Raw genomic sequence first — 20928 nt, 5'->3', positions numbered from 1 at the left:
GGAGAAAGCTGATGCACACACCACAACAGGGTTTTAGGTTACTAAGCACTCTATGAGCTCAAACGCATCATCCCATCATTGGCCCAGAATGATTGCGCTGGTTGATATGAATTGCTTCTTTGCTCAGATAGAACAGCAAGACTATCCATACTGGCGAAATAAACCTGTGGGCGTCACCAATGGCAAACTTGGCAGTACCATCATCACAGCGTCGTACGAGGCCAGAAGTTATGGTGTGAAAACCGGTATGCGCCTTAAAGAGGCAAGAGAGCTGTGTCCCAATATTATCCAAGCGCCAAGCAGACCGTATCGTTATGCGGCTGTCTCTACTGAGATTATGGACGCACTATTTAGTATTACACCGACTGTGGAGGTTTATTCCGTCGACGAGGCCTTTTTGGATTTGACCGGTTGTCAGTATCTCTATAAATCACCCGAACATATTGGCTTTCTCATCAAAGACACGATTAGTCAGGTGTCAGGGCTGACTTGCAGTGTAGGCATTAGCGGTGATAAAACCACAGCCAAGTTTGCTGCAAAACTCAATAAGCCGGATGGCATGACCATCATTGCGCCTTGGGAGGCCGAAGAGCGACTAAGCAAAGAGAACGTGACAGAGCTCAGTGGTATCAATAAAGGTATTGCAAGGTTCTTAGGTAAGTACGGCATCACAAAATGTGGGGATATGAAAAAAGTCCCGATGAGCCTCATTGCTAAGCGTTTCGGTAATCCTGGAAGACGGATATGGCTCATGGCTCAGGGGCGTGATCCGGAACCTGTTATCACTACAGTAAAAGAACCCAAATCCGTTGGTCATGGCAAAGTTATGCCGCCCGGTACCCGTGACATGAATACGATACTGACTTTCTTTCAGCATATGTCTGAAAAGGTCGGGGCTCGATTGCGTAAACATCACTTTCTCAGTGATACCTTCTTTATCGGTTTAAAGACGCCTTTTGGCTGGCTAGGAACAAAACAAAAAATAGATAACGCCACAGACGATGGCGCACTGATATATGACCTATGTAAGCAATTTATTAAGAGTCGCTATAGCGGTGAAGAATGCGGTCAGGTACAAGTCACGGCTTTGAACCCCACCCATCATAAACAGCAAGATATGTTTATCGATGAGTCACAAAAACAAAAGCGTGAGGCGCTTAATACGGCTATTGATAAAATTAATGAGCGTTACGGTGAGTTTACAGTCGCCCCGACACGCGTCATTGGGCGAAGTGAAATGCCCAATGTCATTGCCCCAGCATGGAAGCCGACAGGTCATAGGAAAACCATCTAATGTGCGGTGGTGTGTATTTCCAGCATGGTGAGGATGTGCTGCGAATTTTTTATCCTAATCCTAAAGCTGTTTTGCCTGTTTTAACGTCAGAAGGCGGTATTAAGCTTATTGCGTGGGGAAGACGGCAAAAACAACCTGGTAACTTACCAATGACAGGCTGGGCGCGACTCGATTCTATTTATGCCGGCAGATGGGATAAATATTTTCCGACACCGGTAAAAATCCCTGTTTTAAGTTTTATGGAAAAAGACCTTGAAGGTATCAGCCACTGGTATGACCTGCAAAAAGGACAATACATTCAGGGCTTGCTTGCAAAAGAAGGTAACGAGCGTCGTGTGTATGTGGTGACAATTGAACCCGAACTAGAAGATGCACAAATACATAGCCGCTGGCCAAGAGTGGTTCAAAAAGGAGAAAAATCACGACACTTCATTACATAGCTGACTCTATCCATTTCGCTCATTCATACTCAAAAAAACAAAAGAAACATGTTCCAAACTCAAAAATCACTTTACACCCCAACAACGCTACTCGAAACGATAATTGTCATTCTGCTTGTCACAGCTTCAACAGCTACCAGTGCTGAGCCAACAGACTCCTTTAACAAAGCCAAAAAGCTATTGGAGAACAATGTCTACTATGACCACCGCGTCACGCTATATTGTGGCGCTGCGTTTGATGAAAAAAGAATGTGACTTTGCCCAAATCTTTTGTCACCAGTAAACATAAAAAACGGGCTAAAAGTATCGAGTGGGAGCATGTGGTCCCGGCTGAAAACTTTGGTAGAACATTTAAAGAATGGCGTGAAGGACATCCATTGTGTGTCGACTCTAAAGGGAAATCATTTAAAGGGAGAAACTGTGCCAGCAAAGTGATTTATATAATCTCTACCCAGCGATAGGTGCCGTTAATGCTGGCAGGAGTAATCACAATTTCACCATGCTGCCTCAGGCAAAATCCAGCTTTGGTAGCTGTGCCCTGAAAATTGATAACCGAAAAGTTGAACCACCCGAAGCGGCCAAAGGTGTCATAGCGAGGACTTATCTGTACATAGAACAGCGTTATAAACGTTATAAGATGAGTAAACAGCAGCGAAAGTTAATGGAAGTCTGGAATAAACAATATCCCGTTACTGAATGGGAGTGCAAACGAGCTGAACGTATTCATCATATTCAAGGAAATATAAATATCTTAGTTAACAAGCAATGCCTGAAATAATCTGACTCTTTATCACAGATTAGATAATTTTAAATTTGGGAGCAGGCATCGGTTAGCCTAATACTTTTCACTATACGCTCAAATATGGAGTTACTCATTGCAGGAGATTAATGATGAATAATGATTCAAAAAACTATGAACTTAATGACGGACATATTTTAGAGGCTGCTGATAGACTGCATGTCGCTTGTGTATATATTGACGAATTTTTGATGAAACACCCGCTTATAAATTCAGTTCCAGAGTTTCAAAACGAAATCGACAAGACCATTATTATTTTGTCGGATTTGTATCAAAAAATTTCTGGGTTTGATGAAGCTGAAGAGCTGACAGAAAAATATAAAATAAAGTGACTGAGTTTGAGAAAGAGTTTGAGTTTATTCGGGAGATGATTTTAATCAGCATGTAACGAGTACTCACGGTTCTTAATTTCAGGCAAAGTATAGTACAGTCGCACAAATGCAATTATCCATAGGCGAAATTAAGGAAGTCTCTGGAGTCAAAGAATATGGTTATCCCTGAGGTCTTTCTATCTACATGATATGAGAGACGGTATTAAGAGTAGTGACATGTTTTCACTGTTGCAAATGATTAATAGTTAATATATTTTTTAGTTTGAACATGGAAACAGACTTGAAAATCTTAGGAGAAATGAAACATGGCTGGTAAGTTCGAACTTTATAAAGATAATGCTGGTGAGTACCGGTTTCGTTTGTTAGCAGGCAACGGACAAAATATTCTGGCAAGCGAGGGATACACCTCTAAATCTTCTTGTGAAAATGGCATTGACTCTGTTAAAAATAATGCACCACTTGATGAGCGTTATGAAAGAAAAGAGACTTCTTCTGGTAAGTTTATGTTTAACCTAAAGGCTGCTAATCATCAGGTTATTGGAACAAGTCAATCTTATACATCAGCGGCATCTAGAGATAACGGTATTGAGTCAGTTAAGACGAATGCCCCTGATGCCCAAATTGATGATCAAACTTGAATGTTCTTCTCGTATAGAGTGCTGATAATTTCAATTACTGGTTACACAGGAAATTTAAATGAGAGCGTTGCTGAATATCTAATAAAATATACTTACCTCTAAGTAACTAAAACTGGAAATTGGTGGGGAGATATTTGCTCATTGATATGAGTTAATCTCTAGTGGACTGGAAGTGATGCTAGCATTTGTGCGAAGCTGGTTTATTCTAGTTGAAAAGCAGTAATTCACCTCCTTGCTCTGCTACAATCATTCAGAATAAAGTTGCATGAGCAGTCAGGATGACTAAACCACAAACCATTCAAATCTTTCTTCCTTTCGGAAATCCGCAGGGGACACGCGTTGCAGAGATAACGACGCGAACAGTGAGAGTCTTTGATATTCCTCGAAAGCTCTTACCTGAATTTCTCAACATGCCAGAATCATCTCAAGTGGGTTTGTACTTCTTGTTTAGTGAAGTAGATAACGAAGAAAACATCTCTTGTTACGTAGGGCAGAGCGGTGAAGTAGGTAAAAGACTCCAGCAACATCACCAAAAGAAAGATTTCTGGCATCGTGCCATTGTCGCGGTCTCCCTCACTAATACCATCACTGATACGCACGCCAAGTACCTGGAATGGGCGTCGATTAAATTGGGACAAGCCTCTGGCCGTTTCCAACTGGAAAATGGCAACTCTGGGTCCAAACCGCATACTCCAGCTCCGCTTGAAGCTGATTGTGTAGAAATTCTTGAAACCATTCGGGTGTTGATGAGTACGCTTGGCTACCCCGTACTGGAACCTTTACCCAGCCATACCAAAGAAATTCAAAGTACGATTTACTTATGTACTGCACGAGGTGCAAATGCCCGTGGCATACTCAGCTCTGAAGGCTTTACAGTATTGAAAGGTTCAACCTGTGCCATGAAGCCAACAGCCAAAGCAACTCCACAAAGTATAAAAACTCGGCGCCAGAAACTGATTGATAGTGGCGTATTGATTATGAGTAGTGATACGTTAGTTTTCGCTAAAGATCATTTATTTCAATCACCAAGTGGCGCGTCCTGTAGTGTCATATACAGGACATCCAATGGTTGGAGAGACTGGAGAACAGCTGAAGGCGTAGACTTGGCGACCAGTGAAGAAAAAAACATTATTCAATCTAACTAAAGATAACAACCTAAATGGCAGAAAAAAAGCGGCAAAGAAAACCAAATCATTTGAACAAACCCTATGGGAGAGTGCCGACAAGCTACGTGGGACGGTAGCGTCGTCTGAGTATAAGCACATCGTACTCAGCCTTATCTTCCTGAAGTTTGTTAGCGATAAGTTTGAAGCACGTAAGCAGGAACTGATTGATGAAGGCCAGGGCGACTTTGTTGAAATGGTCGAGTTCTACACCATGAAGAACGTGTTCTTCCTGTCTGAAGAGTCACGCTGGTCAACCATTATTCGTGAAGCCAAGCAGGAAGATATTGCCCTGCGTATCGATACCGCACTGCATACCATTGAGAAGACCAACAAAAGCCTGCGTGGTGCATTGCCCGATAACTACTTCTCACGTCAGGGCTTGGAGCCACGCAATCTCGCCTCTCTTATCGACACCATTAACAACATCGATACCACGGCAGACCGTGAAGAAGATGTGGTTGGACGTGTTTATGAATACTTCCTCGGTAACTTCGCTGCATCAGAAGGTCAACGCGGTGGCGAGTTCTACACGCCCAAGTGTGTGGTTAACCTGATTGCAGAAATGATTGAGCCATACAGAGGCAAAATCTACGACCCCTGCTGTGGTTCAGGCGGTATGTTTGTGCAGTCGATTAAATTTATCGAAAGTCACGAAGGCAACAAAAAAGACATCTCCATCTATGGTCAGGAGCAAACCAGCACCACCTACAAACTAGCCAAGATGAATCTCGCCATTCGCGGTATTGCTGCCAACTTTGGTGATGTACCGGCAGATACCTTCTTTAAAGATCAGCACCCTGATTTAAAAGCCGACTTCATCATGGCGAATCCCCCGTTTAACCTTAAAGGTTGGCGTGGTGCAGATGAACTGGTCGATGACCCACGCTGGGGAGGGTACGACGTACCACCAACAGGCAATGCTAACTATGCGTGGATTTTACACATGGTCAGCAAACTGTCAGAAAACGGTATCGCCGGTTTTGTCTTAGCCAATGGTTCGATGAGTACCAACACCAAAGGCGAAGGCGAAATCCGCAAGAAGCTGATTGAAAACGATCTGGTGGACTGCATGATTGCCTTGCCAGGGCAATTGTTCTACACCACACAGATTCCGGTGTGTTTATGGTTTATTACCAAAAACAAAAAAGCTCAGCAGTTTGATGATGAGCGTAAAGCCTTCCGTGACCGCAGCGGTGAGACGTTGTTTATCGATGCCCGCAATATGGGTACGCTGATCGACCGTACCCATAAAGAACTCACCAGCGATGATTTGGCAGAAATCACCCGCACCTACCATGCATGGCGTGGTGAACCAAAAGACGGCACCTATGAAGACCAAGCCGGGTTCTGCAAATCTGCCTCATTAGATGAAATTAAAGCCAATGATTACGTACTGACGCCGGGACGTTATGTCGGTGCAGCTGAACTGGAAGATGATGGTGTGCCGTTTGAAGAGAAAATGGCAGAACTCACCCAAACTCTTTATCAGCAAATGGCTGAGTCTGAAAAGCTGGATATAATGATTAAGGAAAATCTGGAAGGGTTGGGTTATGAAAAGTAGCTGGAAACCTGTCCAGCTTGGTGATCTTGTTGACATTCAAACTGGCTTTCCTTTTAAAAGCTCTGAATATACAACCGACGATGATGCGATACCTCTTCTTCGAGGTGATAACGTGGTACAGGGAACCTTTCGCTGGGATGGAGTTAAGTATTGGCCAAAAAGCGCCTTGATTGAAAAACACAACAAATACTGGCTCGCAGAACACGATGTCATATTGGCGATGGATCGACCATGGATTGAAGCCGGTCTCAAGACCAGTCAAGTTTCCAAAAGCGACCTGCCTTGTCTGTTAGTTCAGCGAGTTGCCCGCCTCAGATCCAAAAAAGGGCTCGACCAGCATTATCTCAGGTACTTGGTGTCTTCGTATTGGTTTACTGAATATGTCAAACAAGTTCAAACGGGTACTGCTGTTCCTCACATCAGCCCAAAGCAAATAGCTGCTTTTGATTTCTTGCTCCCACCTGAAGGTGAACAAAAGGAAATTGGAAGGCTCCTGAAAAGTCTCGACGACAAAATCGAACTCAACCGCCAGATGAACGAAACGCTGGAGGCGATGGCGCAGGCGTTGTTTAAGAGCTGGTTTGTGGATTTTGATCCGGTGATCGATAACGCACTGGCGGCCGGTAACGAGATTCCAGAACCCCTGCAAGCCCGCGCTGAAAAACGCCAAGCCTTGGGTGACCAGCGCAAACCCTTACCCCCAGAGATACAGGCACTCTTCCCTGAGCGCTTTGTGTTTAACGATGAAATGGGTTGGATACCAGAGGGGTGGGAGCAAACTGCAATATCTGATGTTGCTCAGGTTATCAAAGGCAAATCTTATAAGAGTGCTGAACTCGCAGCATCTCAAACGGCATTAGTTACCTTAAAATCCTTCAATCGTGGAGGTGGTTACAGGTTGGATGGGTTAAAGGAATATACCGGAGCATACAAGCCAGAGCAGGAAGTCACTGCAGGTGACTTGGTAATTGCTTACACCGATGTCACACAAGCTGCAGATGTGATTGGTAAGCCAGCTATGGTTGTTAGCGATGAGAGATACGAACGTTTAGTAATTTCATTAGATGTTGCTGTGGTTCGCCCAGCTAAAGTTGAATACAAAACCTTCTTGTACGGGTTGTCGCAAACAGAGCAGTTTCAGCAGCATACTAAATCACACTCAACAGGCACTACAGTATTGCATCTAAGTAAGAATGCGGTCCCAAGCTATGAGTTTTCAGCTCCTGATCTTCGGTTGATTGAGGCTTTTGATAAACAAGTTGGCCCACTTTTTAGAACTATTGATCTGAATATTAGTAGGGTTCGAACACTCGTAAAGGCTCGTGACACACTTTTACCCAAACTCCTCTCTGGTGAACTCCGTATCGGTGAAGCTGAAAAACAGGTCGCAGAGGCAGTATGAGTCAATTCACCGAAGCCAAGTTAGAGCAAGCCATCATTGAGCTGATAGAGCAGCAGGGCTATCCCTATACGGCCGGTGAAACGCTGGTTCGCGATCCATCAGAAGTCTTGATTCGTGAGGATTTGGAAGGCTTCTTACGTGAACGTTATGCCAGTGAAGGCTTAACGGACGGTGAGCTGGAAACCATCATCCGCCGTTTGATCAACTTCAGTTCGGCAGATTTATATGATTCCAACCGTGCCATCCATAAGCTGGTGGCTGATGGTTTTGTGCTAAAACGTGATGACCATACGCAGAAAGATCTGTTTATCCAGTTGATTGATTATGAGGGCGGCAGCAATCGTTATCGCATCGTTAATCAGCTGGAAATTGAAGGCACGGAAAAACGCATCCCTGATGGCATTTTGTATATCAACGGTTTGCCGCTGGTGGTGTTTGAATTTAAGAGCGCCATCCGAGAGCAAGCCACACTGCACAATGCCTTTGAGCAGCTGACCATACGCTATGCCCGTGATATTCCTGAGCTAATGAAGTACAACGCCCTGTGCGTGATTTCGGATGGCGTGAACTCCAAGCTCGGTTCATTGTTTGCCCCTTATGAGTTCTTCTATAGCTGGCGCAAGGTTACGGGTAATGAGGCCATTGGTCAGGATGGTATTAATTCGCTGCATACGATGATTGAAGGCTTGTTTGAGCAGCAGCGTTTGCTGGATGTGATTCGACACTTTGTGTTGTTCCCGGATGTCTCCAAACGGCAAGAGAAGATTGTCTGTCGTTATCCGCAGTTTTATGCCGCGACCAAGTTGTATCACAACATCATGGCGCATCGTAAACCGGAAGGGGATGGTAAAGGCGGTACTTATTTTGGTGCGACCGGCTGTGGCAAAAGTTACACCATGCTGTTCCTCACGCGTCTGTTGATGCGCAGTGTCAATTTTGAAAGCCCGACTATCGTGTTGATTACTGACCGTACAGATCTAGACGATCAGCTTTCCAAGCAGTTTACTAATGCCAAGGGCTATATTGGCGATCAAACCGTCATCAGTGTCGAAAGCCGGGCACAGTTACGCGAGTTATTAAAAGGCCGCACCAGTGGCGGTGTATTCCTGACCACGATTCATAAGTTCACTGAAGATACCGAGTTACTGACTGACCGGAATAATGTGATCTGCATTTCCGATGAGGCCCATCGTAGCCAGGTGAATCTGGATCAAAAAGTGCGGGTGACAGAGAAAGGTGTGAAACGCACCTTTGGCTTTGCCAAATATCTGCATGACTCGTTACCCAATGCCACCTATGTGGGCTTCACCGGTACACCGGTTGACGCCACGCTGGATGTGTTTGGTCAGGTGGTGGATAGCTACACTATGACCGAATCCGTGCAGGATGAGATCACCGTTCGTATTGTTTACGAAGGTCGGGCAGCCAAGGTCACATTGGATAACGCCAAGCTGCAACAGATTGAGGACTACTACAAAGACGTTGCCGAAGAAGGCGCGAATGAATACCAGATTGAGGAAAGCAAACGCTCGATGCTGAGCCTGAACTCGATTCTGGGGGATAAAGACCGTATTCGTGCATTGGCTGAGGACTTTGTTCAGCATTATGAAAACCGCCTGGAGGAAGGCGGCACAGTGATGGGTAAGGCGATGTTTGTCAGTAGTTCGCGCATGATTGCCTATGCATTGTGGAAAGAACTCAAACAGCTTCGCCCTGAGTGGTTTGAAGTGAAAGAAACGGATGGTTCAAAAGCGCTAACTGAGCAGCAGCTGAAAGACATTAAACCGTCTGAACGCGTGAAGATGGTGTTAACCCGTGGCAAGGATGACCCCAAGGAGCTATGGGACTTGCTGGGCACCAAGGACTATCGAAAAGAACTGGATCGTCAGTTCAAGAACCCACACTCCAATTTCAAAATCGCCATTGTGGTGGATATGTGGCTCACCGGCTTTGATGTGCCATTCCTCGATACCATCTATATCGATAAACCAATTCAGCGCCATAACGTGATTCAGACCATTTCTCGGGTGAACCGTAAGTTTGAAGGTAAGGAAAAGGGCTTGGTGGTGGATTACATCGGCATTAAGAGCCAGCTGAATAAAGCCTTGGCCCATTACTCCAAAACCGATGAGACCAATTTTGAGGATATTCAGACCTCAGTTATTACGGTGAAAGACCACTTGGATCTACTGAACAAGATGTTCCATAAGTTTGATGCATCTCCGTATTTCACTGGAGAAGCACTAAAACAGCTTGAATGCCTCAATATGGCAGCAGAGTACGCCATGATGACCGACAAGCAGGAAAAGCGCTTTATGGGGCTGGTGAAGCGTCTGAAAGCGGCTTATGACATCTGTTCAGGCAGTGAGAAGCTCAGCCAGGATAATCGAGACCAGTCACACTTCTATTTTGCCGTGCGTTCCATTGTGTTCAAACTCACAAAGGGCTCAGCCCCCGACACTGCCCAGATGAATGCCAAGGTAAGGCAGATGATTGAAGAGGCCATCAAGTCAGATGGCGTGGAAGAAATCTTTAAGTTGGGCGAGGGCACAGGTGAGATCGATATTTTCGATGATGACTATCTCGCAAAGATTGAGAAGATCAAACTGCCCAACACCAAAATTAAATTACTACAACAGCTGTTAGCTAAAGCGATCGGGCAATACCAGAAAACCAACCGTGCCCAAGCCATTGAGTTCAGTAAACGCTTCCAGGCACTGGTCGAGAAATACAACGAACGTAAAGAAGAGGATGTGCTGGTCAGTAACGTGCTTGAAGACTTCTCAGAAGAGATCATCAAGTTGTTTGAGGAACTGAAGATTGAGATTCATTCTTTTGTCGATATGGGTATTAATCTCGAAGAGAAGGCTTTCTACGACATTCTTAAAACGCTGATGAAGAAGTACGACTTCAGTTATCCCGATGACAAACTTTTAGAGTTGGCCAAAGCTGTAAAAATCGTCGTTGATGACAAGGCCAAGTACACCGACTGGAGTCAACGCGATGATGTGAAGGCAGAATTGAAGGTTGATCTGATTTTGCTTTTGCACAAGTTTGGCTATCCGCCGGTAGATCATGATGAGGTCTACAAAGAGATATTTACGCAAGCTGAGAATTTTAAGAAGAATGCTACTCAATAAAGAAGTACGCTAAAAAATTGTGATGACTAAATCGCCACTAATTTACTAAACAACTTTTTTGACCATTTTTCAATCTTACATTTGTACTGCAAACTTTGAAAATCACAGGTATCAAATGATTATTATTAGATATTTACTGCTTTTTCGCTCTGCTTAAAACCTGCTCCAATACAATTTCTAGCTCTAAATCCCTTCTCATCCACCGGCGTGAAGGCACAAATATTCTCTATTCAAAAATAATAGCCCACACTCATGGATAAATGACTTTGAGCTGGGTCTTGGATACTGGCTTATTGCATTTGTGATGAGCATACACTCAAGGTCTAAAACTAGTGTTATTTCACTCATTCGAGTTTCCTAAACACACATCTATGAATAATTTCATACCTGAGGTGACATAGATGTCTAAAGCCCACCCATGGGATCAGTTTGCGCAAATCTTCGTGATTTGAAAAAACGCACTAAATTAAATTTTTGTAATTTTTTTATCAAAACAATAATTTACAATTTCGCCGATTTTGTATCTAGATAACATTATGAAATTAAATAGAAATCTCTAAAAAACTGTGCGACAACAGGTATGTGTTTTTGGGGGGGGGGCGCATGATTGTGAAAGTTTCACCGGGGCAGGTAACAATGAGTGACTGGAATATTGTGATAGTTCAGTACAAAGGGGACGAGATCGAAAAATTTCTTGGCTACTGCTATGAACGCCAAAATATCAGGTTTAGTTCAAAGGTTATTACGTATGGCCCAAAGTCGAATACGGGGAAAACATTATCTAGCTCAGAATATTTCTTTCTGGTTCGCCCTGGGCTCCTACACCTTCGGCGCAACTCTATTTAGTACATTTCAGTATGAATAAAGGTATTCCAGTTCGACTTAAATATTAGGTGAAAGTGATGCATTGGCAACTAGCAGAAAAAATTTATAAACGGTGTCCGACCATTTATCGAGGCAGAAACTTAGGACCTGATCAGAACTTAATGTGCTTCGGATTTGAATGCGGTTCTGGTTGGTATGAGCTGATCTTAGATCTATCAATACAACTAGAAAAAATAACAGAAAAATTACGTGCAGATGGAATGGATCCTGACTACCTGCCCATGGTTATGCAAGTGAAAGAAAAATATGGCGGATTAAGTTTCTCCCTTACCTACTATACAGACGAAATGAACGTGTTAATTGATAAGGCCGAGGAAGACTCTTTAACAACCTGTGAAGAGTGTGGTGCTGAAGGAAAACTAATGAGCGTGTATGGGCGGTTTCAAATGACCTGTTGTGAGGAGCACCTACCTTCAATAGTGTCGCATAGTGAAACTAGTGATGTGTAACCCATAAACACTAGAAAGAATACATTGTCAGGTTTGTCTAGTTACCAACTGGATAAATTCATCATTTTAATTGGAGATAAGTATGATTATGCCATTGGCACCAGCTCAAGTAACCATGTCTGAATGGAATATCATTGTGATTATTAAAGATGGAAAAAAGATAGAAAAGTTTCTTGGGTATTCCCTACATGACAATACTTATAGAATCAGCAGTCAGGTACTAGAGTATGACGCTGAAAACAAAAGAGGCTTCACTGAATCTGGCTCAGTTTATGAATTCATCGATGCACCTGGAGAGTTACACCCGGAGGCCCAAGAGATCTTTGACAAACTCAACGCCTGGGAAATGGTTAGCGTTTCTCTAAAGTTTGAAATAGAGCAACCATAATAGCTGAATGATCCGAGTGCACATGAATTATGGTTTACTCCTATCTAGAGGAGTAAACCATAGCTATCAAGTACAGTTTCATACTAGAGAACTGTATTGTGAATAATACTAATTATGTAGTGGTCAACTAATTCCGGACCCGGATTTAGACAGATCTTCCGCCTTTGCAGGAGAACATCCATCGTTAAATTGATGTGGCCGTTGCCAGTTGTAATAATCCATCAGGTAATAGCTCACATCACGCATTGCTTCACTTAAGTTGCTGTAGCCCAGTCTTGGCAACCATTCAGCCTTAAAGCTCCGAAACAACCGCTCCATTGGCGCATTATCCCAACAGTTACCACGGCGGCTCATGCTTTGAGTTATGCGGTAGCGCCATAACCGTTGTCGGTATTTTCGAGAGCTGTATTGGCTACCCTGATCACTGTGGAATAACACATTCTGTGGTTTACCCCGCGACTCATAAGCCATATCCAGTGCTTTTACGGCCAAGTCAGCATCCGGCCTGGCCGACATAGCCCATCCAACCACACGGCGGGTATATAAATCCAGTACCGCAGCCAGGTAATGCCAACGATTACCTGTCCATATATAGGTAATGTCTCCACACCAGACTTGATTCACTCGGTCAGGCTCAAATTCCCGATTAAGCACATTGGGTATATCAGGCCGCTCAACGGTCGCCTGCTTATAGGCATGGGGGCCGGGCTGTTTGCAAATCAGTCCCAGCTCAGACATCAGTCGTCTGACCTTGAAGCGGCCAATCTCTATCGCTTCGTCCCGTAGCATGCCGACAATGGTGCGACTACCGGCGCTGCCCCGGATTTTTGTAAATAATTCATTCACCTTGGAACGTAGTTGCAGGCGCTTCACATCAGGCTGTGTCCGGCATTTCTGCCTGTCATAAAAGCTACTCAGGCCAACACCAAACAGTGGGCAAAGCAGGCTCAGCTTACCGTGCTCTCTCAATTGCTCTATCAGCGTGTAGAGCCGAGCTCGTCCGACATCAAGAGAGCGGTAGCCTTTTTTAATATGGTTTTTTCCTGCTCCAGGCGCTTCACCCGCGCTTCTAGTTCCTGAATACGCTGCTGTTCCTGCGTCAGCGCCTTGGAAGCAGGTGTATGCCCACCTCGTTCAGCTTGTAACTGTTTAACCCAGCGACGTAAGGCTGACTCACCCACACCGAGGGCTTGGCAGGCTTCTGGAACACTGTAGTTCTGGTCCACCACCAAACTCGCTGCCTCCAGCTTGAACTCAGGAGTAAAACTTCTTCTTTGTTTTGTCATTGAACACCTCTGTGGAGGTCATAGTACCTCCTAAAATGGTGTCCGGGATCAGTAAACCACTACAGTTAAAGATGAGGCTTTACTCACTAAGCTTAAGGTGGGAGAAACTGTTGATTTCGAGTTTATGAAAGTAGAACAAGGTTATGTCATCACTGAAGTCAAGTAACTGACAATATGCAGGGCTGATTAAAAAATCAGCTCTGCATTAATTAATGCACACACTACGGAATGAGCGATTAAAAATAATTGTCTAAAAGAATAGGAAAACTGGGTCTTGCACCCATTAACTCGAGGTAAATAACCATGAAAACACAGTTTAAATATTGGGCTGGAATGTTCTTAGGTATTTTATTGACGATGTCTTACAGTATTGTCAATGCTGACACTTCACGCAGCTCATCGACAAATTCTGACAAAGTAATTATTCAACCTGCCGAGGCAAAACATAAGCATCCGTATGGTCCACCCGGGAAAGGTCCCCGCCGTTACATGGAACACAAAACTGAAAAGGGCCAACAATCAAAATCTGACGCCAAAACCAAGAGTATTAGGCGTGGCCCCCCAGGTAAAACACCTTATAGAGGGCGTTGAGCAGTTGAATAAGTGCCGTGGTCTTAGAAATGTGTTCCACACTGAGGTGCCGGAATGGGTGGCGTGATCATTATTGGTGCTCCAGTAAACCTTAAACAAATCAAAAATGCCGATGCCAAGGGCGCTGCCGACCGACTTGCCAGAAAAGCAATCAAAGCAGCTAAATAGCGCTGAGCAAGTCATGAAGCTTAAAAATTCGGACTTGGCTGAGCACCATTCCTGATGGTGCTCAGTCTTGTATCCCTGTAGGAGTTCAATCAGCACCAACCTGACTCATAACAATGTTCAGCGGCTATTTTTATTGACGTATATTAATGAAAAGCAAAGTGTGTCGTAAATAGCATGATTCGATTACAAACTAGCGTATTAGCAAAAAAACCTAGACAAGCAGAGAAAAATCAAAAAAGTTGTATTCATAGTTGGAACTGATTCATAATAGGCATGTCGTAGAGATAATTGTGATCATAAATAGCTAAACTAATGTCAGTCCATTCTTTCGTAAAAGTGCTTATTCTGATGATTGTCATTCAATCAGGCATTGTTGCGGCTGACGTTCACAATGTTGTGCCAGAGCATGCATCTGAGCAACACCTTAGCAATAATGAATTCAATGACAGCCACCAAGACCAGGTTCAACTCGGCGGTGAACACAATTCACCCTCTTCTGATCCTGCTGAGAGTTGTGTTTTGTGTATGCACTGCCACTGCTCACACTTTATCGCTATAAACACCAATTCAAACATCGAAGTTTATCCGAGTCCGGAAAACTTTTATTATCCCTACCAGCTAGCTTCTGTCACTGACTTTTCAGTCAGTATGTACCGCCCTCCTAAATCCTGATCTGCTGACATTTCACGCGGACTCGATCTGAGTCCGTTGTTCACAGATATACAGGATTTCTTTCATGAAAAAGCAATATGATTGCGTGCAGAGTTCACGTAAGCCCGTTGTGCTTGCTTTGGTTTGTTACTTGCTCCCAGCAGCGATGGCGCCGCTTACCTATGCTGATGCCGGGCAACAAGAAAAGGCATTGGGTCTGAGGGAAGCGATGCAACAAACGCTACAACAGCATCCTTCCTTACAGGTTTTTCCTCTACGACAACAAGGTCTGGAAGCGCAGAAAAAACTGCCAACCTTAAACCGGCTTATGTGGTCGGTGCTGAAGTCGAAAATGTCGCCGGAACAGGGGAGCTAAGCGGTATCAAAGCCCTTGAAACACGGGTCACATTATCATCTGTTTTGGAGCTAGGCGATAAACGCCAGTCACGTGTCGATTTGGTTGAACAACAAAGCGATGTTGTTCGTGTCGATCGCAAAGTCAAAGCACTGGATTTACTGGGGCAAGTGACAAGAAGATTCATCAACGTGCTCAACAGCCAGGAGCGAGTAAAACTAGCAGAAGTAGGACTGGAACTCGCGCAAACGACATTAAAAGAAGTCAACCGGCGTGTCAGTGCTGCTGTGGCGCCTAAGGCCGACCTGGGCCGTGCTGAAGCTTCAGTTCAACAAGCAGAGTTGACCCTGCTTGCAGAGCAGCGACAGTTTGAGTCGCACCGAATGGCACTGGCTAACTTGTGGGGCAGCTACCAGCCTGCTTTCGATGAGGTATCAGGATCACTCTATTCCTTTAATGAAGCGATGCCGTTCGATGCCTTATTCTCTAAAGCACAACAAAATCCACAGATCGAAATGTTTGCTGCCGAGGCGCGGGTTCGTGATGCCGAAGTCCGACTGGCTCGCACCCAGCAAGTTGCTGATCTGACCTGGTCAGTCGGGATACGACGAGATGAAGGTATTGATGATTCAGCCCTGGTTGCAGGCATTTCTATGCCCCTGTTCAGCCAGGAGCGAGCTCAGAGCAGGATAGAAGCAGCACTGGCGGCCAGAAATGAAGTGACCTATCGGCGTCAGGACGTGTTGCTGCAACTTCATACGGAATTGTATCGCGCCTATTCAGGGCGTAGTCAGGCCATTACCAGCATTCAGAGGCTGCAACAACACATCATCCCTAAACTTAATACCAGCCTGGAGCAGACACGCGTCGGTTATCAGCGTGGACTCTATAGTTATTTGGATTTACTCACTGTCAGGCAGGATTTGCTCAACGCCAGACGAGCTGTTATCGAGGCTGCCACAGCAGCGCTCAAATACGAAGCTGAAATTGAGCAACTGACAGCAGAGCCACTGGCTAAAACGGAGTAAACAAAATGTATCAGAACAAAATGTTTGAAAAACGATGGATTAACTTTTCCTTGAACAGCAGTCTATCAATTCTGTCGGCACTATTGCTGATAATTCTAGCATCACCTGTTATCGCTCAAAACGAGCATGAACATGGTGATAAGCAAACTGAACAACACAAATCAGAAGATGCCCATAAGCATGATTCAGCGTCTGAAAGTTCTATGCACAAAGAAGACGACTCGCATAGTACCGACCAGCATCAGCATGACGAACAAACGCATAATTTAACTGAATCTCAGAGTGAGCAGACGTCACCCGCGAACGCTAATGAGGATGAGCACGGGCACGGGCATGAAGGTGAAGACGAAAACCACGTCGAAATTGATGATGAGATGGCTCGTCAACAAGGCCTCGCTACTGCGAAAGCCCTGGCCGGAGAGGTATCACTGACGACCAAGCTTTATGGCAGGATTGTACTTTCACCTGATCAGGTGAGTCAGGTCAGAGCCCGTTTTCCTGGCCGAATTACCCGCGTTAATGTGAACTTTGGTGATGAAGTTAAAAAAGGGCAGTTATTGGCGAGTGTGGAATCCAATAACAGTTTGCAGAGCTACAATTTGCATGCCCCTATCTCTGGCACTATTACAGCAAAAGAAGCCAGCACAGGCGAGGTTGCCAATGATCAAGCCCTATTCACCATCACCAATACTAATTCACTGTGGGCGGAGCTTAAAGTGTTCCCTGAGCAGGCCTCTGAAATAAAAGCTGGGCAGAAAGTTCAGTTGCTCAACGGCGATCGAAAGTTTGAGTCCAGCATCAAGCAACTGTTGCCAAATAATCAGGCCCAGCCTTACCGAATTGCCCGTGTTCCCATTGAAAGTACTGAAGCAACCCTATTTCCGGGCTTATTAGTGGAAGCACAAGTCATTATCCAGCAAGAAACCGTAGACATCAGAATCCCCAACAGTGCCATTCAACGTTATGAAGGCTCACAAGTTGCCTTTCTCAAAGCGGATGGAAAATATCAGGTCAAACCTTTGAATTTGGGTATTTCTGATGGCAGATATAGTGAAGTGTTATCCGGACTCCGGCAAGGCGATGAAATCGTCGTAGAGAACAGCTATCTCATCAAAGCTGATCTGGAAAAAGAAGGCGCGGCACACGCCCACTAATACGGAGTTAAACATGCTAAATAACATTCTATCGCTCTCAATTGAGAGACGGGGCCTGATGTTGTCCCTGATATTACTCATCATCGGTCTGGGTGTATGGAGTTACCAGAAACTGCCGATTGATGCGGTACCTGACATCACCAATGTACAAGTACAAATCAATACCAAAGCGCCCGGCTACTCGCCACTTGAAGCAGAGCAGCGGATCACTTACCCGGTAGAAAGGGCGATTGCCGGCCTGCCAAATCTTGATTATACCCGCTCAATATCGCGTTATGGGTTATCACAGGTCACCGTGATATTCGAGGAGGGAACAGATCTCTATTTCGCTCGTAATTTAATCAATAATCGTCTAGCGGTCATCAAAGGCTCATTACCCGCAGGGCTAGAACCTGAGATGGGACCTATCGCGACGGGGCTGGGTGAGATTCTGATGTACACGGTGACAGCCGAGCCGGGGGCCAAGCAGGATGATGGCTCACCTTATAACGCCACCGAGTTGCGCGTCATTCAGGACTGGGTAATTAAGCCGCGTCTGGAGCGCGTTAAAGGTATCACTGAAGTGAATACCAACGGTGGCTTCGACAAGCAATACCATGTTCAGCCAGACCCTACGAAACTACTGAACTTTAGTGTCAGTCTCAGTGAATTGAAACAGACATTGATGCAAAACAATGATAATCGAGGAGCTGGTTATATTGAGCGCTTCGGTGAACAAATTCTGGTTCGGTCACCTGGACAACTCAAGACTATCGACGATATTCGCCATGTGGTGGTGAAAAATATTAATGATCGGCCAGTATTAGTCCAAGATGTTGCCGATGTCGTCATCGGCAAACCACTACGCAGCGGTGCAGGGACTCGCGATGGCAAAGAAGCCGTTGTAGGTACAGTGATGATGCTAGTCGGTGAAAACTCACGCGCAGTTTCTGAAAGGGTCGCAAAGGAACTTAAATCGATTCAATCCTCATTACCGGAAGGTGTCATCGCGGAAGCGGTCTATAACCGCACAACACTGGTCGACAAGGCCATCAAAACGGTGCAAAAAAACCTGCTGGAAGGCGCTCTGCTGGTCATCGTCGTATTGTTTTTGCTACTGGGGAACATCCGTGCTGCATTAATTACTGCGGCAGTTATACCCCTGGCCATGATGGCAACATTTACCGGTATGGTCCAAGCGGGCATTTCTGCCAACCTCATGAGCCTAGGGGCGCTCGACTTTGGTTTGATTGTCGATGGTGCTGTGATTGTGGTTGAAAACGCGATTCGCAGGCTCTCTATTGCACAAAGACAGGCTGGGGGAATATTACCCTTAAAAGATCGACTACAGGTCGTTTTTGAAGCCACTAACGAAGTAATACGGCCCAGTCTGTTTGGGGTGGCGATTATTACCGTCGTCTACATCCCCTTGTTTTCACTCACCGGTGTTGAAGGGAAGATGTTTGAACCGATGGCTGCAACAGTCATTATTGCCCTGGTTTCTGCCATGATCTTCACCCTTACCATTGTGCCGGCCGCTGTGGCGACATTCATGGGCGGCAGTGTAAGGGAAAAGGAAAGCCTTATTATCAGTGGGGCAAAATGGCTTTACCGTCCTGTCTTGCTACTCAGTCTGAAATTGCGCTGGGTTGTTCTCCTCGTTGCGGCTATTTTGGTTACGGTATCAATCAATATGGCCAGCAAAATGGGCTCTGAGTTTATCCCACAACTTAATGAAGGGGATATAGCACTGCATGCACTGCGTAGTATAGGTACCAGTCTTGAACAATCCATTAAGATGCAGGGACTGCTCGAAAAACGGTTAAAGGAATTTCCGCAGGTCGATAAAGTCTTTGCTAAATTGGGCACGCCGGAAGTCGCCACGGATCCTATGCCTCCTAATGTGGCTGACACTTTCTTAATACTTAAACCAAGGAGTGAGTGGCCTCAACCGGAATTACCCAAAAGCGAACTCTTAGCTCAAATTGAAGCTGTGGTTAAACAATTGCCAGGCAATAATTATGAGTTTACCCAACCGATCGAAATGCGGTTTAACGAGCTAATTTCAGGGGTTCGTGCTGACTTAGGCATTAAGGTATACGGTGACGATTTAGACTTGCTTAAGCAAAATGCAGAAGCGGTTCTCGCCGTCGTGCAGCAGATCCCAGGTAGCGCGGATGCACGTCTTGAGCAGGTTGATGATATGCCCATGCTGACGGTCGAGCCTAAACGGATGGCAATGTCACGTTATGGTCTCAATGTTGATGATCTGCAGAATATGGTTTCCACAGCTGTGGGCGGCGGTATGGCCGGCCTCATTTATGATGGCGATCGGCGCTTCAATCTTGTGGTACGTCTCCCGGAGAAGATCAGGGAAGATATTGAGGCACTGTCAGTGCTTCCGGTCAGTCTGCCGGATGGTAATTATGTCCCACTCTCTGAAGTAGCCAAAGTCGAATTGACCCAGGCTCCCAGCCAGATTTCCAGAGAAAATGCCAAACGACGAGTTGTTGTGACCAGTAATGTCAGAGGGCGTGACCTTGGGTCATTCGTTGAGGAGGCACAGCAACAGATTGCAGAGCAAGTTGAGCTTCCAGCTGGTTACTGGGTTGAATATGGCGGCACTTATGAACAGCTGCAGTCAGCCAGTCAAAGACTGTCTATCGTAGTCCCTGTAACGCTACTGATCATCATGGGCTTACTGGTGACCGTGTTGGGCTCGTTTCGTGATGCAGCCATTATTTTTACCGGTGTGCCACTGGCGCTAACGGGGGCGTAATGGCGCTTCTGCTCAGAGATATGCCGCTGTCGATTTCAGCCGGTGTCGGATTTATCGCCTTGTCAGGGATTGCAGTGCTTAACGGCCTGGTGATGCTGGCATTTATCCGCGACTATTGGCATAGCCACGGAGACTTGCATAAAGCGATTGTCGAGGGCGCGATGACGCGGTTGCGGCCCGTACTGATGACGGCTTTAGTGGCAAGTCTGGGGTTTGTTCCTATGGCGCTTAATACCGGTACCGGCGCTGAAGTACAAAGACCGCTGGCGACAGTCGTGATTGGGGGCATTATTTCCTCAACGTTATTGACGCTGGTTGTGTTACCCGCACTTTATAAGTTGATTCATAGTAGAGATAAAAAAGCTAGCCGGCGATGCTGAGTCCGTTGCTGGTCATGATATGACCAGCAACGGTGTATCTCATCACAAGAAATTGCTGTGTTG

General features: G+C 45.4%; 18 protein-coding genes and 2 pseudogenes. 19 read left to right on the top strand and 1 reads right to left on the bottom strand.

What is annotated here, in order from left to right; genetic code table 11:
• Positions 1 to 52: 52 nt before the first annotated feature.
• The 12 genes from QUE24_RS00285 to QUE24_RS00230 all read left to right on the top strand — a co-directional run bounded on the left by QUE24_RS00285 (position 53) and on the right by QUE24_RS00230 (position 12494).
• Entirely contained in the window at positions 53 to 1294 is a 1242-nt protein-coding gene (locus tag QUE24_RS00285; RefSeq protein ID WP_286304725.1) for a DNA polymerase Y family protein, read from the top strand.
• On the top strand, positions 1294 to 1734 hold the full coding sequence (locus QUE24_RS00280) for a hypothetical protein (RefSeq protein ID WP_273181342.1): 441 nt from the start codon (positions 1294 to 1296) through the stop codon (positions 1732 to 1734). The genes QUE24_RS00285 and QUE24_RS00280 overlap by 1 nt, the downstream gene beginning before the upstream one ends.
• Before the next feature lie 48 nt (positions 1735 to 1782).
• Positions 1783 to 1989, top strand: coding sequence for a hypothetical protein (locus tag QUE24_RS00275; protein WP_286304724.1), 207 nt, complete (start codon positions 1783 to 1785; stop codon positions 1987 to 1989).
• A 163-nt stretch (positions 1990 to 2152) separates the two neighbouring features.
• Positions 2153 to 2512: an endonuclease gene (locus QUE24_RS00270; protein WP_286306144.1), complete on the top strand. Its 360-nt coding sequence runs from the start codon at positions 2153 to 2155 to the stop codon at positions 2510 to 2512.
• 110 nt (positions 2513 to 2622) lie between these two features.
• Positions 2623 to 2865, top strand: a complete 243-nt coding sequence (locus QUE24_RS00265; protein WP_286304723.1) for a hypothetical protein — start codon at positions 2623 to 2625, stop codon at positions 2863 to 2865.
• 305 nt (positions 2866 to 3170) lie between these two features.
• A complete protein-coding gene (locus QUE24_RS00260; protein ID WP_286304722.1) occupies positions 3171 to 3503 on the top strand; it encodes a YegP family protein in 333 nt (110 codons plus the stop codon).
• 278 nt (positions 3504 to 3781) lie between these two features.
• On the top strand, positions 3782 to 4648 hold the full coding sequence (locus QUE24_RS00255; protein ID WP_286304717.1) for a GIY-YIG nuclease family protein: 867 nt from the start codon (positions 3782 to 3784) through the stop codon (positions 4646 to 4648).
• A complete protein-coding gene (locus QUE24_RS00250) occupies positions 4617 to 6230 on the top strand; it encodes a type I restriction-modification system subunit M (RefSeq protein ID WP_286304721.1) in 1614 nt (537 codons plus the stop codon). The genes QUE24_RS00255 and QUE24_RS00250 overlap by 32 nt, the downstream gene beginning before the upstream one ends.
• On the top strand, positions 6220 to 7632 hold the full coding sequence (locus QUE24_RS00245) for a restriction endonuclease subunit S (protein ID WP_286304716.1): 1413 nt from the start codon (positions 6220 to 6222) through the stop codon (positions 7630 to 7632). The genes QUE24_RS00250 and QUE24_RS00245 overlap by 11 nt, the downstream gene beginning before the upstream one ends.
• Complete coding sequence (locus QUE24_RS00240; RefSeq protein ID WP_286304715.1) at positions 7629 to 10772, top strand: type I restriction endonuclease subunit R; 3144 nt, start codon at positions 7629 to 7631, stop codon at positions 10770 to 10772. The genes QUE24_RS00245 and QUE24_RS00240 overlap by 4 nt, the downstream gene beginning before the upstream one ends.
• 902 nt (positions 10773 to 11674) lie before the next feature.
• On the top strand, positions 11675 to 12106 hold the full coding sequence (locus tag QUE24_RS00235; RefSeq protein WP_286304714.1) for a hypothetical protein: 432 nt from the start codon (positions 11675 to 11677) through the stop codon (positions 12104 to 12106).
• Between the two features lie 82 nt (positions 12107 to 12188).
• Entirely contained in the window at positions 12189 to 12494 is a 306-nt protein-coding gene (locus tag QUE24_RS00230) for a hypothetical protein (RefSeq protein WP_286304713.1), read from the top strand.
• A gap of 123 nt (positions 12495 to 12617) precedes the next feature.
• Here QUE24_RS00230 and QUE24_RS00225 read toward each other — a convergent pair.
• Positions 12618 to 13780, bottom strand: a protein-coding gene (locus tag QUE24_RS00225; protein WP_434013668.1) for an IS3 family transposase whose coding sequence is annotated in 2 segments (ribosomal slippage) — positions 12618 to 13525 and positions 13525 to 13780 — 1164 coding nt in all. Because the reading frame shifts where the segments join, the coding sequence is not laid out codon by codon here.
• Positions 13781 to 13853: 73 nt separating this feature from the next.
• Here QUE24_RS00225 and QUE24_RS00220 point away from each other — a divergent pair.
• The 7 genes and pseudogenes from QUE24_RS00220 to QUE24_RS00190 form a co-directional block, all read left to right on the top strand.
• A pseudogene (locus QUE24_RS00220) lies at positions 13854 to 13946 on the top strand (copper-binding protein); the annotation flags it as partial.
• A 137-nt stretch (positions 13947 to 14083) separates the two neighbouring features.
• Positions 14084 to 14371, top strand: coding sequence for a hypothetical protein (locus tag QUE24_RS00215; RefSeq protein ID WP_273152475.1), 288 nt, complete (start codon positions 14084 to 14086; stop codon positions 14369 to 14371).
• A 480-nt stretch (positions 14372 to 14851) separates the two neighbouring features.
• Complete coding sequence (locus tag QUE24_RS00210; protein WP_036310927.1) at positions 14852 to 15211, top strand: hypothetical protein; 360 nt, start codon at positions 14852 to 14854, stop codon at positions 15209 to 15211.
• 64 nt (positions 15212 to 15275) lie between these two features.
• Entirely contained in the window at positions 15276 to 15566 is a 291-nt protein-coding gene (locus QUE24_RS00205) for a hypothetical protein (protein ID WP_286304711.1), read from the top strand.
• Complete coding sequence (locus QUE24_RS00200; protein WP_286304710.1) at positions 15521 to 16573, top strand: TolC family protein; 1053 nt, start codon at positions 15521 to 15523, stop codon at positions 16571 to 16573. The genes QUE24_RS00205 and QUE24_RS00200 overlap by 46 nt, the downstream gene beginning before the upstream one ends.
• Before the next feature lie 5 nt (positions 16574 to 16578).
• Positions 16579 to 17727, top strand: a complete 1149-nt coding sequence (locus QUE24_RS00195) for an efflux RND transporter periplasmic adaptor subunit (protein WP_273152484.1) — start codon at positions 16579 to 16581, stop codon at positions 17725 to 17727.
• A 13-nt stretch (positions 17728 to 17740) separates the two neighbouring features.
• Positions 17741 to 20865: pseudogene (locus QUE24_RS00190) on the top strand (efflux RND transporter permease subunit).
• Positions 20866 to 20928 lie beyond the last annotated feature (63 nt).

It is taken from the genome of Methylophaga marina (assembly GCF_030296755.1).
Taxonomy (GTDB): domain Bacteria; phylum Pseudomonadota; class Gammaproteobacteria; order Nitrosococcales; family Methylophagaceae; genus Methylophaga; species Methylophaga marina.
This window is presented reverse-complemented; position numbering and strand designations above follow the sequence as displayed.